Source organism: Xanthomonas sp. LMG 8993 (assembly GCF_009835065.2).
GTDB lineage: Bacteria > Pseudomonadota > Gammaproteobacteria > Xanthomonadales > Xanthomonadaceae > Xanthomonas > Xanthomonas arboricola.
The window spans coordinates 39,800-53,471 of sequence record NZ_QVIF02000008.1 but is presented as its reverse complement, the minus strand read 5'-3'; the positions used below and the strand labels follow the sequence as shown (position 1 = coordinate 53,471).

The window sequence follows — 13,672 nt, the reverse complement described above, 5'->3', positions numbered from 1 at the left end:
GCCACGGTTTGTCAGCCACTCTCACTCTCTTTCGCACACACCTTCTTCGTAAAGGAATCGGCAATGCTCAAGATGCAATCGGTCTCCAAGGTCTTCCGCACCGAACAGGTGGAAACGCACGCGCTGCGCTCGCTGGACCTGCATGTGCGCGAAGGCGAATTCGTTGCGGTCACCGGCCCCTCCGGCTCGGGCAAGACCACCTTCCTCAACCTGGCCGGGCTGCTGGAGACCTTCACCAGCGGGCAGTACCTGCTCGACGGCGAAGACGTCAGCCACCTGTCCGACGACGCGCGTTCGCGCTTGCGCAACCGCAAGATCGGTTTCATCTTCCAGGGCTTCAATCTGATTCCCGATCTCAACCTGTTCGACAACGTCGATGTGCCGCTGCGCTATCGCGGCATGGCCGCGGCCGAGCGCAAGCAGCGCATCGAAGAAGCCTTGACCAAGGTCGGCCTGGGCTCGCGCTTGAAGCACTACCCCACCGAGCTGTCCGGTGGCCAGCAGCAGCGTGCCGCCATCGCGCGTGCGCTGGCCGGCAGCCCGCGCCTGTTGCTGGCCGACGAACCCACCGGCAACCTGGACTCGCAGATGGCACGCGGGGTGATGGAACTGCTGGAAGAGATCAACAGCCAGGGCACCACCATCGTCATGGTCACCCACGACCCGGAACTGGCCGCACGCGCGCAGCGCAACGTGCATATCGTCGACGGCCAGGCCACCGACCTGGAACGCAACCCCACCCTGATGCGCGCGCGCGACAGCGCCGCCACCCTGGCCGAGTAAGAGGCACATCCATGTTCGGCTACTACTTCAATCTTGCCTTACGCAGCTTCCGCCGCAACAAGGTGCTCACCGCGCTGATGGTGCTGGCCATCGCGCTCGGCATCGGCGCCAGCATGACCACATTGACGGTGTTCTATGTGCTGTCGGGCGATCCGATTCCGCAGAAGAGCGACCGGTTGTTCTATGTACAAGTCGATGCGCAACCGAAGTCCGGCTATCAACCGGGAGAAGATCCCGACTATCAGTCCACCCGCTTCGACGCTGAAACACTGCTGCGCGAAAAGCGCGCCGTGCGCCAGGCAATGATGACAGGCGGGAACGTGGCGATCGAACCACAGCGAAGTGGGCTGAGCCCGTTCAAGCTGGAATCACGTTTCACTTCAGCAGATTTTTTCCCAATGTTCGACACACCGTTTCTTTACGGCCAGGGCTGGTCAAGTGCCAGCGACGAGCGACATGAACGCGTTGTGGTAATCAGCAGGTCGCTGAACGACAAGCTGTTTGACGGAGGTAATAGCGTCGGGCGCGACCTGCGCATCGACAAGAACACCTTCCGGATCGTCGGCGTCTTGGATGCATGGAAGCTCAATCCACGTTTTTACGACATCACCGACACCTATGGTTCCAACGAACAACTCTACGTGCCCTTCAGCGTTGCGATGGACTTGAAGATGACCCATGCCGGCGGAACCAACTGCTACGGCAAGGTCGAGGGTGGTGATTCCACCGCACTCAATGCGCCCTGCAGCTGGGTGCAGTACTGGGTGGAACTTGAGAACGCCAAGCAGGCAAGCGACTACAAGGCCTACCTGGAGAACTACTCCGATCAGCAACGCGCCTCCGGACGTTTCACGCGGCCGAACAATGTGCGCCTGCGCAATGTGATGGAATGGCTGGATCACAACAAGGTCGTTCCCAGCGATGTCCGCCTGCAGCTTTGGCTGGCGATGGGCTTTCTGCTGGTGTGTCTGCTCAACACCGTGGGGCTGCTGTTGGCGAAGTTCCTGCGCCGCAGCGGAGAGATCGGAGTGCGCCGTGCACTCGGAGCATCGCGAGGCGCGATCTTTGCGCAATGCCTGGTGGAGGCGGGAACCATCGGCCTGGTCGGCGGCATCTGCGGACTGGCTTTGGCGTGGCTGGGGTTGTGGGCCGTACGCCAGCAGCCGGTGGACTATGCGGCACTGGCGCACCTGGACATCAGCATGTTGCTGCTGACGTTCGCGATCGCGCTCGCCGCGAGCCTGATCGCCGGCATATTGCCGTCGTGGCGCGCCATCCAGGTCGCCCCCGCGTTGCAGCTCAAATCCTCCTGATCCTTTTGCCCTCCGCAATGCGGAGCGCCACGCCCATCCATCGAAGGTCAGCCCCATGGACATCCGCCCTATCGTTTCCACCCTCCGCCGCCACAAGACCGCAGCCGCACTGATCGTGCTGGAGATCGCCCTGGCCTGCGCCATCATCTGCAATTCGCTGTTCCTGATCGGCAACCGTGTGGAAACCCTCCATCGCGCCAGCGGCATCGCAGAACAGGAATTGCTCAGCATCAGGCTGGATGGCATCGGGACGCAGACAAATGCAGACGTCCGTACCCAGGAGGACCTTGCGGCATTGCGCGCTGTTCCCGGTGTGCGCAGCGCGGCCATCACCAACCAGGTTCCGTTCGTCAGCTACTCGTCCAACACCGGACTGACCTTGACCGCAGAACAGGAGCGCCCGACGCTCAACGCCGCGCAGTATCTGGTCAGCGAAGGCAGCCTCAAAACGCTGGGCCTTCAACTGACCGCCGGGCGCGACTTCACACCAGAGGAATACATCAGCCAGCAAAAGGCGGACAACGACGACAACGTCCGCAAGAAAGGCGCCGCTATCATTTTGACGCAAGCTGCTGCAGACAAGATGTTCCCGGACCACAGTGCGCTCGGCAAGACCATCTACTCCGGTGACGTCCCGTTACGGGTCGTTGGGATCGTGCATACGCTGGCGCGCCCGAACAACGTCAATGGGCTGGATCAAAAGGATTATTCGATGATGCTGCCGATCCGTCCTCCTTATAACGAGGGACAGTACATCCTGCGCGTGACCGATCCGTTGCGGCGGCAGGAAATACTGCAGGCGGCGGTGGCAGCCTTGATGAAGCTGGACAACAGCCGGTTGGTGCTGAAGCAGCAGACCTACGAGGATATTCGCGACGAGTATTTCCAGAACGATCGCGCAATGATCTGGCTACTTGGCGCAGTGTGCATCGCGCTACTGATCGTCACCGCGCTGGGCATCGTGGGCCTGGCCAGCTTCTGGGTGCAGCAGCGTACCAAGCAGATCGGCATTCGCCGCGCACTGGGCGCCACACGCGGCCAGATCCTGCGCTATTTCCAGATCGAGAACTTTCTGCTCGCCTCGGTCGGTATCGTGCTGGGCATGCTGCTGGCTTACTCGATCAATATCTGGCTGATGGCCCGCTACGAATTGCCGCGCCTGCCGGTGATCTACCTGCCGATCGGCGCGCTCACGCTGTGGGTACTGGGCCAGATCGCGGTGTTCTGGCCCGCACGTCGCGCGGCGCTGGTACCGCCGGCAGTCGCCACGCGCAGCGCCTGAGCTGGCCATGGGACGCTGCCTCAAGCCCACCACACCCTTGGGCCCGGCGCTGCCGGGCACTGGTCCGCTGCGCATGCCGACAAACCGCGATGCTTCCCTACCAAGGACCTTCTCCCTATGCATTCGATCGTCCATCCCCGCAGCGTCGCCGGTGTATTCGCCATCGCTGCGATGATCGGTACGCTGCATGCCGGCAGTAGCGCCTGCGCGCGTGCTGCCACGCAGACCACTAGCGAGGTGACCGAGCGCACCGTGCTGCGCATCGACGATCATCAACTGCGCTGGCGCCACAACGCACAGACGCTGGTGCTGACCGCCACAGCCGCCGGCCTGCTGGTCACGCAGGCCAGCGACATACCGGCACTGCAGCTGCGCAAAGGCGACCAGCTGCGCGCAGCCGATGGCCGTAGCATCGCAACCGTGGAAGATCTGCTGCACGTCCTGCGCGCTGCGGCCGGCCGACCAGTGCAGGTCCAGGTGGCACGCGGGCAGGCACGGATGGGCCTGACCTGGACCGCAGCGACGTATGCGCCGCTGCTTCCGCCGCTGGCGCCTGCGCCACCCGCCTCGCCACAACAGGTGCGGTAGCCCTCGCTTGCGACCGGAGTACATGCTGGCCTGTCGCACGAGCAACCACTACGCCGGGGCACTGCGCAGCTGCAACGTCCGTTGCCATCGACACCGGCTTGCGCCGTATGCTGTGGCGAGCGCTTTCTCCCCCGACACCTTTCGCCTTCCGAGCACCGCGATGCCGCAAATCCTGATCATCGACGACAACAACGCTGTGGCCACCGCGCTGGAGGTGCTGTTTTCCCTGCACGACATCGAAGCGCGGCATGCGTCATCGCCGCAGGCCGGATTGGCGCTGCTGGACGAACAGGTGTTCGACCTGGTGATCCAGGACATGAACTTCACCGCCGACACCACCTCCGGCGAAGAAGGCGAGGCGCTGTTTACCCAGATCCGCCAGCGCCACCCCGACCTGCCGGTGATCCTGCTCACTGCCTGGACCCACCTTGGTAGCGCGGTGGGTCTGGTCAAGGCCGGCGCCGCCGATTACATCGCCAAACCATGGGACGACACCAAGCTGCTCACCACGGTCAACAACCTGCTGGAGCTGTCCGAAGCGCGGCGCGAGCTCGCGCGCCGCCGCGAACGCGAGCACCGTGGTCGCGAGCAACTGACACAGCGCTACGATCTGCGCGGCGCGGTGTTCGCCGACCCCGCCAGCGAACGCGCCATCGCGCTCGCCTGCCAGGTCGCACGCTCGGAGTTGCCGGTCCTGATCACCGGCCCCAACGGCAGCGGCAAGGAGAAGATCGCCGAGATCATCCAGGCCAATTCGGCCAACAAGCGTGGCCCCTTCATCGCGCTCAACTGCGGCGCCCTGCCGGGTGAATTGATCGAGGCGGAATTGTTCGGTGCCGAAGCCGGCGCCTACACCGGTGCCAACAAGGCGCGCGAAGGCAAGTTCGAAGCGGCCGATGGCGGCACCCTGTTCCTGGACGAGGTCGGCAACCTGCCGCTGGCGGGCCAGATGAAACTGCTGCGCGTGCTGGAAACCGGTCGCTACGAGCGGCTGGGCTCCAACCGCGAACGCCACGCCAAGGTGCGCGTGATCAGCGCCACCAATGCCGACCTGCCATCGATGATCCGCGACGGCAGCTTCCGCGAGGACCTGTACTACCGTCTCAACACGGTGGAAATCGCGCTGCCTGCCCTGGCCGAGCGTCCGGGCGATATCGCGCCATTGGCCGATCACTTCCTGGCGGGCGGCAAGCCCCTGTCTGCACAGGCGCGCGATGCGCTGCAGCGACACGCCTGGCCGGGCAATGTGCGCGAGCTGCGCAACGTGCTGCAGCGTGCGGCGCTGCTCGCACAAGGCGCGCGTATCGAAGCCAGCGATCTGAACCTTCCGCGCGCCGCCGCGCCACGGCCGGCGGCGGCTGTTGCCGGCGAGCCGGATCGCGCACGCATCGAACAGGCCTTGGCGCGCGCGCAAGGCGTGATCGCACAGGCCGCCGCCGAACTGGGAATGAGCCGACAGGCGCTCTACCGGCGTATGGACCGTTACGGCATCAGATCGGAATGACTCCGCGCATGTGGCATCGCTCCTTCACGTTCACCCTGTTTCTCAGGCTGTTGCCGGTACTTGCACTGGCCGCCGCCCTGCCGTGGTTCATGGCGTACTGGCTAGACCACGGCTGGCAGGTCGCTGCAATGTCGGTCGTCGTTGTGCTGGCCGCGATGTGGTTCAGCCTCAACCGCGCCACCGCACCGATGCGCTCGCTGTTCCGTGCGCTGGCCGGCACCACCAGCAGCTACCGCGATGGCGAGTACAACTTCGGCGTGTACTGGCGCGGCACCGACGAACTGGCGCAACTGGTGCAGGCGCATTCGGAACTTGGCGATGTGCTGCGCGCGCAGCGACGCGACCTGGTGCAACGCGAGTTGATGCTCGACACCATGCTGCAGAACACACCGGTGGCGATGCTGCTGGTGGTGGCCGGTGGCGATGGCGTGCGCCGCATCGGCTTTTCCAACAACGCCGCACGCAAGCTGCTGCACGATGGCCGCAAGCTCGAAGGCCAGCACCTGGACGACGTACTGGCGCGCATGCCCGGCGAACTGCGCGATGCGCTGGCCCGCGGCGGCGATTGCCTGTTTGCGGTCCGCGAGGACGGCGATGACGAAGACGACGAGCAGATCTATCACCTGTCACGCCGCAGTTTCCATCTCAACGGACGCGGTCACGAGCTGCTGCTGATCCGCACCCTCACCACCGAACTGCGGCGCCAGGAAGTGCAGACCTGGAAGAAGGTCATCCGGGTGATCAGCCATGAATTGAACAACTCGCTCGCGCCGATCGCCTCGCTGGCGCATTCCGGTGCCGAGTTGCTGCGCCGCGAACGCACCGACCGGCTCGGCACGGTGTTCGAGACCATCGAAGAACGCGCACGTCATCTGGAAGGCTTCATCCGCGGCTACGCCCGCTTTGCCAAGTTGCCGCAGCCACAGTTGCAGACCATCGAATGGGCACCGTTCCTGGAGCGTTTGCGGCAGCAGATTCCGTTTCAGCTGCAGGGCGCACTGAACGATGTCTCCAGCCGCATCGATGCCGCGCAGATCGAGCAGGCGCTGCTCAACCTGCTCAAGAACGCGCACGAAGCCTGCAGCGAAGCACAGCCGCCCAACAGCGATGTCGCCGTGCGCGTCACGCGTGTGCCGCAATGGCTGCGGATCGAAGTGCTGGACCGCGGCAACGGCATGAACGAGGCCGTGCTGCATAACGCACTGATGCCGTTCTACTCGACCAAGCGCAATGGCACCGGGCTCGGGCTTGCGCTCACCCGCGAGATCGCCGAAGCACACGGCGGGCGCATCTCCCTGCATAACCGCGAACACGGCGGGTTGTGCGTCACCTTGCTGCTGCCGGCGGCGGTGGCCGGCTAGTTGCCGCGCACCGTCCCGCGCTCTTGGATCCGCGGTTGTTTCAACGCACCGCAGGCATCGTCGGCACCGCTGGTGCGGGTGGCGGCGATGGCGCCGTAATAGCCGGCTCCCACGGTGTTGTCGACGAACTGCCCGCCTTGCGACGGACATTCGCCATCGGGCTTGATCCAGTCCGAAAACGCCGCGTACTTGCCGGCCCGGACGAAACGGTTGGACGCCACGTAGGTGTTGTCGGAGGCATCGCGGGTACGCACGGCATCACCGTTGACGTCGGTGAAGGTATTGCCTTCGATGCGGTTGCCGGAGGAGTGGCGCGCCAGGTAGACCGCGTGCACGAAACCCGAGGTCCGGGTGTCGTTTTCGATCGACGCGAAGCGATTGCGTTCGATGCGGTTGTCGCGCGAGTTTTGCAGGCGGATCGCCGCGAACGAATAGGCGGCCTCACTGCTGCTGCCGTGGACCCCGCCGATCCGCTCGAAGGTCATGTTGCGGATGATGTTGCCGCTGTTGCCGTCCGCGCTGCGCTTGCTGCTGCCCAGGTCCATCGCCATCCAGTAATTGCTGACCTTCAACCCGGTGAAGGTCAGCCGGGTGGCTACATCGCCGCCGCCCTTCAGCGTGAACCAGGTCGCGCCACCGCGCCCGTCGAACCACGGTGGCGTGGCAGCGTCGGGCGCGGCGATGAAGCGAATGGGCGCCCCGTTGGTGAACGTCCATTGCACCGACTGCCGCAGATACGTGCCTGCAGCGATCACCACGTCCACCGCACCGCTGGGCCGCTGCTCCAATAACCGCTGCTGGGCGGCCGCCAGACTCCGCAACGCGGTCGTTGCGCTGGTGCCTGCCGCCGCATCGTTGCCGTCCGGCGCCAGATACAGCCGGTAGGTCTGCGCATGGGCCGCAGCTGGCAACACTGCCGCCAATAGCAGCAGCCATGCCACCAGCAACACGCAACGCGGCGTTCGCATCGTGCACCTCCTGAGCCATCGTGACGGGCATAGCCTATGCATGGCATCGCTTTACAGCAGCTGTGCGCGCTGCAGCGACATGCAGGCAGGCTACTTCTTGGTCGGGCGTTGCCAGCCTTCGACCACGGTCTGACGCGCACGCGTGACGCTGAGCTGCCCGGCAGGCGCATCGCGGGTGATCACCGAGCCTGCGCCAATGGTGGCCATGGCGCCGATCTCGATCGGTGCCACCAGTGCGCTGTTGGAACCGACAAAGGCGCCATCGCCGATGCTGGTCTGCGACTTGTTCACTCCATCGTAGTTGCAGGTGATGGTGCCGGCACCGATGTTGACCTTGCTGCCGATCACCGCATCGCCCAGGTAGGTCAGATGGTTGGCTTTGCTGCCCATGCCCATCGTGACCTTCTTGGTCTCGACAAAGTTGCCGATATGCACGCCATCGGCCAGCACGGTGCCAGGACGCAGCCGCGCGAACGGACCGATCTGCACCGCCCCTTCCGTCACCACGCCTTCCAGATCGCAATGTGCGCGTACCTGCGTACCGGCGCCGAGCGTCACATCGCGCAGGCGCACGAACGGACCGATCACCACGCCATCGCCCAGCGTCACATTGCCTTCCAGGATCACATCGATATCCAGCTGCACGTCACTGCCCACGCTCACCGTGCCGCGCTGCTCCACGCGCGCCGGGTCGGCCATGCGCACGCCCTGCAGGCAGAGCGCACGGGCGGCACGCAGCTGCCAGGCGCGTTCCAGCTGCGCCAGTTGCCAGGGGTCGTTGGCGCCTTCCACATCCTGCACGTCGGCCACATGCACCATGTCGGCCGGGGTGAAATCGGCTGCGGCGCTGGCAAACACGTCGGTGAGATAGAACTCGCCCTGCGCATTCTCGTTGGACAGGCCGGCCAGCCAGCGGCGCAGCGCCGTGGACTCGGCAGTGAGGATGCCGGTGTTGATGGTGCGGATGCGGCGCTGCTCGTCGTTGGCATCCTTCTGCTCGACGATCGCGGCGACCTTGCCCTCGGCATCGCGCAGGATGCGGCCGTAGCCGGTGGGATTGGGCACATCGGCCACCAGCACCGCCATGCGCCCGGGTGCGTGCAGCAGCTGCAGCAGGTCCTGGGACTGGATCAGCGGCACATCGCCGTACAGCACCAGCACCGTGGCCGCATCCGGAATCGCATCCATCGCCTGCTGCACTGCATGCCCGGTGCCCAGTTGCTGACGTTGCTCGGCCCAGTGCAGATCGCCCTGCGCGGCAAACGCCGCCTGCACCTGCTCGCCGCCGTGCCCGTGCACCACATGGATCGCTGCCGGCTGCAGCTGCCGCGCCGTGGCGATCACATGTGCCAGCATCGGCTGGCCCGCCAGCGGCTGCAGCACCTTGGGCAGGGACGAGCGCATGCGCTTGCCCTCGCCCGCGGCCAGGATCACGACGTGCAGGGGCAGAGTCATCGAAGCGTTCCAGAACATGGGAGAGCCAAATTCTAGTCGCTGTCCCGGCAGTGCGTCGTGTCCTGCCTGCAGCATGCGCGACGATGACACTTTTCAAGCGCCGCTGCCGTTAGCATGAGCGCCCTTCCACGATGACCCGGCCTGCATGAGTCTGTTCCGCCAAGGCAGCCAATTCATGATCATTGGCGCCCTGCAGCTGGCGGTGGACTGCGGCATCTTCATCGCCGCCACCGCGGCCGGCATGCCGGCCGTGCCTGCCAATCTGCTCGGGCGGATCAGCGGCGCGGTGCTGGGCTTCTGGCTCAACGGCCGCTACACCTTTGCCCAGGAAGGCGGCGCACGTCTGGGCTGGCCGCGTTTTCGCCGCTTTGCGCTGATGTGGCTGGCGCTGACACTCATCAGCACATGGCTGCTGTCGGCAACGGTGGATCTGGTCGGCCTGCGCCAGGCCTGGCTGGCCAAACCGCTGGTGGAAGGCGGCCTGGCGATCGTGTCATTTTTCCTGGGCCGGCACGTGGTGTATCGCTGAGCGAGCGTCCCTGAGCCCGGGCAGTGTCGGAGCCGGCGCGTATCAGTGGCAGAAATCGCCCAGGCTTCTCACCAGTGCCGCACGATGCAGCGCGTCCAGCTGCCATTGCGCGGCGTAATGGGCCGCCGCACGCGCGGTGCTGGTCGCGCATTGCGGCGCTGTACGTGCCGGCGCGACCTCGGCCAGTGCGTCGAGCAATTGACCTTGCAGTTGATCCAGACGCGTGCGCAGGATCGCCAGATCCGGACGCGCGGTGTCCGGCGCGCGTCCGCGTTCGCGCCAGTGGTGCAACAACGCGTATTGCACCGCCTTGTTGGCCTCGATCTGCGCAGCAAAGAAGCGCGCCGCATCGTCGGCATCCAGTCCATGCGCAGGCGCCTGCTCGCGTACGCTCTGCAGCACCGCCGCCTCGCGGGTCTGGTCCAGCACCGGCTTGCCGCTGTCCCACTTGCTCAGCGCCACCGCATCGCCGATGGCATTGCGTTGCACGATGCGATCCAGCAGCGGATCCAGCGGCGGCTGGCTGCGGGCCGGCAGCGCGCACCCCAGCATCGCCACGGCCAGCAGGCCGCTCAGCGCATAACTACGAAAGCCATCGATCGTGCGGGTCATCGGGTGTTCCTCGACGTGCGTGAGTGAGAGGCCGCGCCGCCTGCAACCGGCGGCATGGCACAAGGCAGGCAGTGTGCCTGCTGTGCCCAGGCATGGAGGCGGCGCCACGCACGCGCAGCTCCAGAAACGAAAACGCCGACCCTGAGGTCGGCGTTTCCAGTCCACACCGGCGTGCGGCGCTGCATCGGGTATCACGTCTGCGTGCGCTAGCAAATGCGCGCACGCCCGCGTGCTTAATGCTTGAGGTTGCGACGCAGGCGTTCCAGTGCTTGCAGCTGCACGGTCGCCTCGGCCAGCCGACGCTGCGCATCGGCCACATCCACCGTGTCGCCACGGTTGGCCAGCAGACGCTCGGCCTCTTCCTTGACCTTGCGCACGGCAGCTTCGTCGATGTCCTGCGCGCGCACCGCGGTGTCGACCAGCACGGTCACCACCTGCGGCTGCACTTCCAGGATGCCGCCGGAAATGGCGAAGTCCAGCTGTTCGCCGCTGGCGGTGGTGACCACCACCTTGCCCGGCTTCAGGCGCGTGATCAGCGGTGCGTGCTTGGGCGCGATGCCCAGCTCACCCAACTCGCCGGTAGCCACGACCAGCGTCGCCTCGCCGTGGAAGATTTCCTTCTCGGCGCTGACGATGTCGCAACGGATAGTGCTCATGGTGCCTCACTCTGTGAGGCGGGGATTGAGGATTGGGGATTGGGGATTGGCAACAGCGGCGTTCACCGTCGTTCCCATCCTCATCCACCGTCCCAATCACCGCCGTACCAAATCCCGAATCCCGAATGCCAAATCCCGGCTCTTACGCCTTGGCGCTCATCTTGTTGGCTTTCTCGACGGCTTCTTCGATGCTGCCGACCATGTAGAACGCCTGCTCCGGCAGGTGGTCGTACTCGCCGTCGCAGATCGCCTTGAAGCCGCGGATGGTGTCCTTCAGCGAGACGTACTTGCCCGGCGAGCCGGTGAACACTTCGGCCACGTGGAAGGGCTGGCTGAAGAAGCGCTCGATCTTGCGTGCGCGCGACACCGACTGCTTGTCTTCTTCGCTCAGCTCGTCCATGCCCAGGATCGCGATGATGTCCTTCAGTTCCTTGTACTTCTGCAAGGTCTGCTGGACGCGCTGGGCGGTGTCGTAATGCTCGGTGCCGATCACCAGCGGGTCCATCTGGCGGCTGGTGGAATCCAGCGGATCCACCGCCGGGTAGATACCCAGCGAAGCGATGTTACGGCTCAGCGTGACGGTGGAGTCCAGGTGGGCGAAGGTGGTCGCCGGCGACGGGTCGGTCAGGTCGTCCGCAGGCACGTACACGGCCTGGATCGAGGTGATCGAACCGCTCTTGGTCGAGGTGATGCGCTCCTGCAACACGCCCATTTCCTCGGCCAGGGTCGGCTGGTAGCCCACTGCCGACGGCATGCGGCCGAGCAGCGCGGACACTTCGGTACCGGCCAGCGTGTAGCGGTAGATGTTGTCCACGAACAACAGCACGTCCTTGCCCTTGCCGTTCTCGTCCTTTTCGTCGCGGAAGTACTCGGCCATGGTCAGGCCGGTCAGCGCAACGCGCAGACGGTTGCCCGGCGGCTCGTTCATCTGGCCGTACACCATCGCGACCTTGTCCAGCACGTTGGAGTCTTTCATCTCGTGGTAGAAATCGTTGCCCTCACGGGTACGCTCGCCCACGCCGGCAAACACGGACAGACCCGAGTGCGCCTTGGCGATGTTGTTGATCAGTTCCATCATGTTGACGGTCTTGCCGACGCCGGCGCCGCCGAACAGGCCGACCTTGCCGCCCTTGGCGAACGGGCACATCAGGTCGATGACCTTGATGCCGGTTTCCAGCAGCTCGGTGCTGGAGGACTGGTCTTCATACGACGGCGCAGCGCGATGGATTTCCCAATGGTCCGAAGCCTGCACGTCGCCGGCCTCGTCGATCGGACGACCCAGCACGTCCATGATGCGGCCCAGCGTCCCGGCACCGACCGGCACCGAAATCGCGCGCTCGGTGTTGGTGGCCAGCAGGTTGCGCTTCAGGCCGTCGGTGGAGCCGAGCGCAATCGTGCGCACCACGCCATCGCCGAGCTGCTGCTGCACTTCCAGGGTGATTTCGGTGCCTTCGACCTTCAACGCGTGATAGACCTTCGGCACTTCATTGCGCTGGAATTCGACGTCGACGACCGCGCCGATGATCTGAACGATCTTGCCCTGACTCATTTTGCTGCTCCGGTTAGCTTTGTTCTGTCCGAGTGGCAGATGCCATCTCGTGGAATTTTGTGATTTGGGATTCGTGATTGGGGATTCGCAAGGGCGCAGTTCGCTGCGCTCCTACCAATCCCGAATCCCCAATCCCGGCCGTGCTTATACCGCGGCCGCGCCGCTGACGATTTCCGAAATTTCCTGGGTGATCGCCGCCTGACGCGCCTTGTTGTAGACCAGTTGCAAGGTGCCGATCATCTTGTTGGCGTTGTCGCTGGCGGCCTTCATCGCCACCATGCGCGCAGCATGTTCGGAGGCCACGTTTTCCAGCACGGCCTGGTACACCAGCGACTCGATGTAACGCGTCATCACGTGCTCCAGCACGGTCGCGGCATCGGGTTCGTACAGGTAATCCCAATCGTGGTGCGCCACCTTGTGCTCGGCGGCCGGCAGCGGCAGCAGCTGATCGAAGCTGGCCTTCTGCGTCATCGTGTTCACGAAGCGGTTGTAGACCAGATACACGCGGTCCACCCTGCCCTCGACGAAGGCATCCAGCATCACCTTGATCACACCGATCAACTGCTCGATCTGCGGACTGTCGCCCAGATGGGTGACGCTGCCGACCATGTTGACCTTGATACGACGGAAGAACGCCGAAGCCTTCTGGCCGATGGTCACCACGTCGATCTCGGCACCCTTGTCCTGCCACGGGCGCACTTCGCCCAGCATCCTGCGGAACAGGTTGTTGTTCAGGCCGCCGGCCAGGCCGCGGTCGGAAGAGATCACGATGTAACCGACCCGCTTGACCTGCTCGCGCTCGACCAGGAACGGATGCTGGTAATCGGTGCTGGCCTGCGCCAGATGCCCGATCACCTGCTTCATCGCCTGCGCGTACGGACGCGAGGTCTTCATACGGTCCTGCGCCTTGCGGATCTTGGAGGCCGAGACCATTTCGAGCGCGCGCGTCACCTTGCGGGTGTTCTGCACGCTCTTGATCTTGGTTTTGATTTCGCGTCCGCCTGCCATACTCGCTCGCTTCGATGGTGGGATTCGAGATGGGTGATTCGGGATTGGCCAAAGCCGCCGACGT

The 13,672-nt window shown here is 64.6% G+C and carries 13 protein-coding genes; 7 read left to right on the top strand and 6 right to left on the bottom strand.

Going from position 1 to position 13,672, the window contains the following annotated elements:
- Positions 1 to 63: 63 nt before the first annotated feature.
- The 6 genes from DYQ94_RS14985 to DYQ94_RS14960 all read left to right on the top strand — a co-directional run bounded on the left by DYQ94_RS14985 (position 64) and on the right by DYQ94_RS14960 (position 6,831).
- The gene (locus tag DYQ94_RS14985) at positions 64 to 783 is read left to right on the top strand and encodes an ABC transporter ATP-binding protein (protein ID WP_065032892.1); all 720 of its coding nucleotides are present in this window, start codon (positions 64 to 66) and stop codon (positions 781 to 783) included.
- A gap of 11 nt (positions 784 to 794) precedes the next feature.
- On the top strand, positions 795 to 2,096 hold the full coding sequence (locus DYQ94_RS14980; protein WP_126966615.1) for an ABC transporter permease: 1,302 nt from the start codon (positions 795 to 797) through the stop codon (positions 2,094 to 2,096).
- Positions 2,097 to 2,151: 55 nt separating this feature from the next.
- On the top strand, positions 2,152 to 3,378 hold the full coding sequence (locus DYQ94_RS14975; protein WP_126966614.1) for an ABC transporter permease: 1,227 nt from the start codon (positions 2,152 to 2,154) through the stop codon (positions 3,376 to 3,378).
- Positions 3,379 to 3,495: 117 nt separating this feature from the next.
- Positions 3,496 to 3,966 (top strand): PDZ domain-containing protein, encoded by a 471-nt coding sequence (locus DYQ94_RS14970; RefSeq protein ID WP_237474933.1) that lies wholly within the window; start codon positions 3,496 to 3,498, stop codon positions 3,964 to 3,966.
- Between the two features lie 160 nt (positions 3,967 to 4,126).
- Positions 4,127 to 5,470: a sigma-54-dependent transcriptional regulator gene (locus tag DYQ94_RS14965; protein ID WP_126966613.1), complete on the top strand. Its 1,344-nt coding sequence runs from the start codon at positions 4,127 to 4,129 to the stop codon at positions 5,468 to 5,470.
- Between the two features lie 8 nt (positions 5,471 to 5,478).
- On the top strand, positions 5,479 to 6,831 hold the full coding sequence (locus DYQ94_RS14960; RefSeq protein ID WP_126966612.1) for a sensor histidine kinase: 1,353 nt from the start codon (positions 5,479 to 5,481) through the stop codon (positions 6,829 to 6,831).
- Here the strand turns inward: DYQ94_RS14960 and DYQ94_RS14955 are convergent.
- Both DYQ94_RS14955 and glmU read right to left on the bottom strand, forming a co-directional pair.
- Entirely contained in the window at positions 6,828 to 7,799 is a 972-nt protein-coding gene (locus tag DYQ94_RS14955) for a right-handed parallel beta-helix repeat-containing protein (RefSeq protein ID WP_126966611.1), read from the bottom strand. The genes DYQ94_RS14960 and DYQ94_RS14955 overlap by 4 nt on opposite strands.
- Before the next feature lie 90 nt (positions 7,800 to 7,889).
- The gene (gene glmU, locus DYQ94_RS14950; protein ID WP_126966610.1) at positions 7,890 to 9,254 is read right to left on the bottom strand and encodes a bifunctional UDP-N-acetylglucosamine diphosphorylase/glucosamine-1-phosphate N-acetyltransferase GlmU; all 1,365 of its coding nucleotides are present in this window, start codon (positions 9,252 to 9,254) and stop codon (positions 7,890 to 7,892) included.
- A gap of 145 nt (positions 9,255 to 9,399) precedes the next feature.
- Here glmU and DYQ94_RS14945 point away from each other — a divergent pair, with 145 nt between their 5' ends.
- Positions 9,400 to 9,783 carry a GtrA family protein gene (locus DYQ94_RS14945; RefSeq protein ID WP_016901007.1) on the top strand — a complete coding sequence of 128 codons (384 nt, stop codon included), beginning with the start codon at positions 9,400 to 9,402 and terminating at the stop codon, positions 9,781 to 9,783.
- Positions 9,784 to 9,825: 42 nt separating this feature from the next.
- Here DYQ94_RS14945 and DYQ94_RS14940 read toward each other — a convergent pair whose 3' ends face one another.
- The 4 genes from DYQ94_RS14940 to atpG all read right to left on the bottom strand — a co-directional run bounded on the left by DYQ94_RS14940 (position 9,826) and on the right by atpG (position 13,608).
- Positions 9,826 to 10,395: a chorismate mutase gene (locus DYQ94_RS14940; RefSeq protein ID WP_102251211.1), complete on the bottom strand. Its 570-nt coding sequence runs from the start codon at positions 10,393 to 10,395 to the stop codon at positions 9,826 to 9,828.
- A 233-nt stretch (positions 10,396 to 10,628) separates the two neighbouring features.
- Positions 10,629 to 11,051 carry a F0F1 ATP synthase subunit epsilon gene (locus DYQ94_RS14935; RefSeq protein ID WP_024938404.1) on the bottom strand — a complete coding sequence of 141 codons (423 nt, stop codon included), beginning with the start codon at positions 11,049 to 11,051 and terminating at the stop codon, positions 10,629 to 10,631.
- A gap of 142 nt (positions 11,052 to 11,193) precedes the next feature.
- Positions 11,194 to 12,600: a F0F1 ATP synthase subunit beta gene (gene atpD / locus DYQ94_RS14930; protein WP_016901010.1), complete on the bottom strand. Its 1,407-nt coding sequence runs from the start codon at positions 12,598 to 12,600 to the stop codon at positions 11,194 to 11,196.
- A 144-nt stretch (positions 12,601 to 12,744) separates the two neighbouring features.
- Positions 12,745 to 13,608, bottom strand: a complete 864-nt coding sequence (gene atpG / locus DYQ94_RS14925; protein ID WP_047129381.1) for a F0F1 ATP synthase subunit gamma — start codon at positions 13,606 to 13,608, stop codon at positions 12,745 to 12,747.
- Between the last annotated feature and the right edge of the window lie 64 nt (positions 13,609 to 13,672).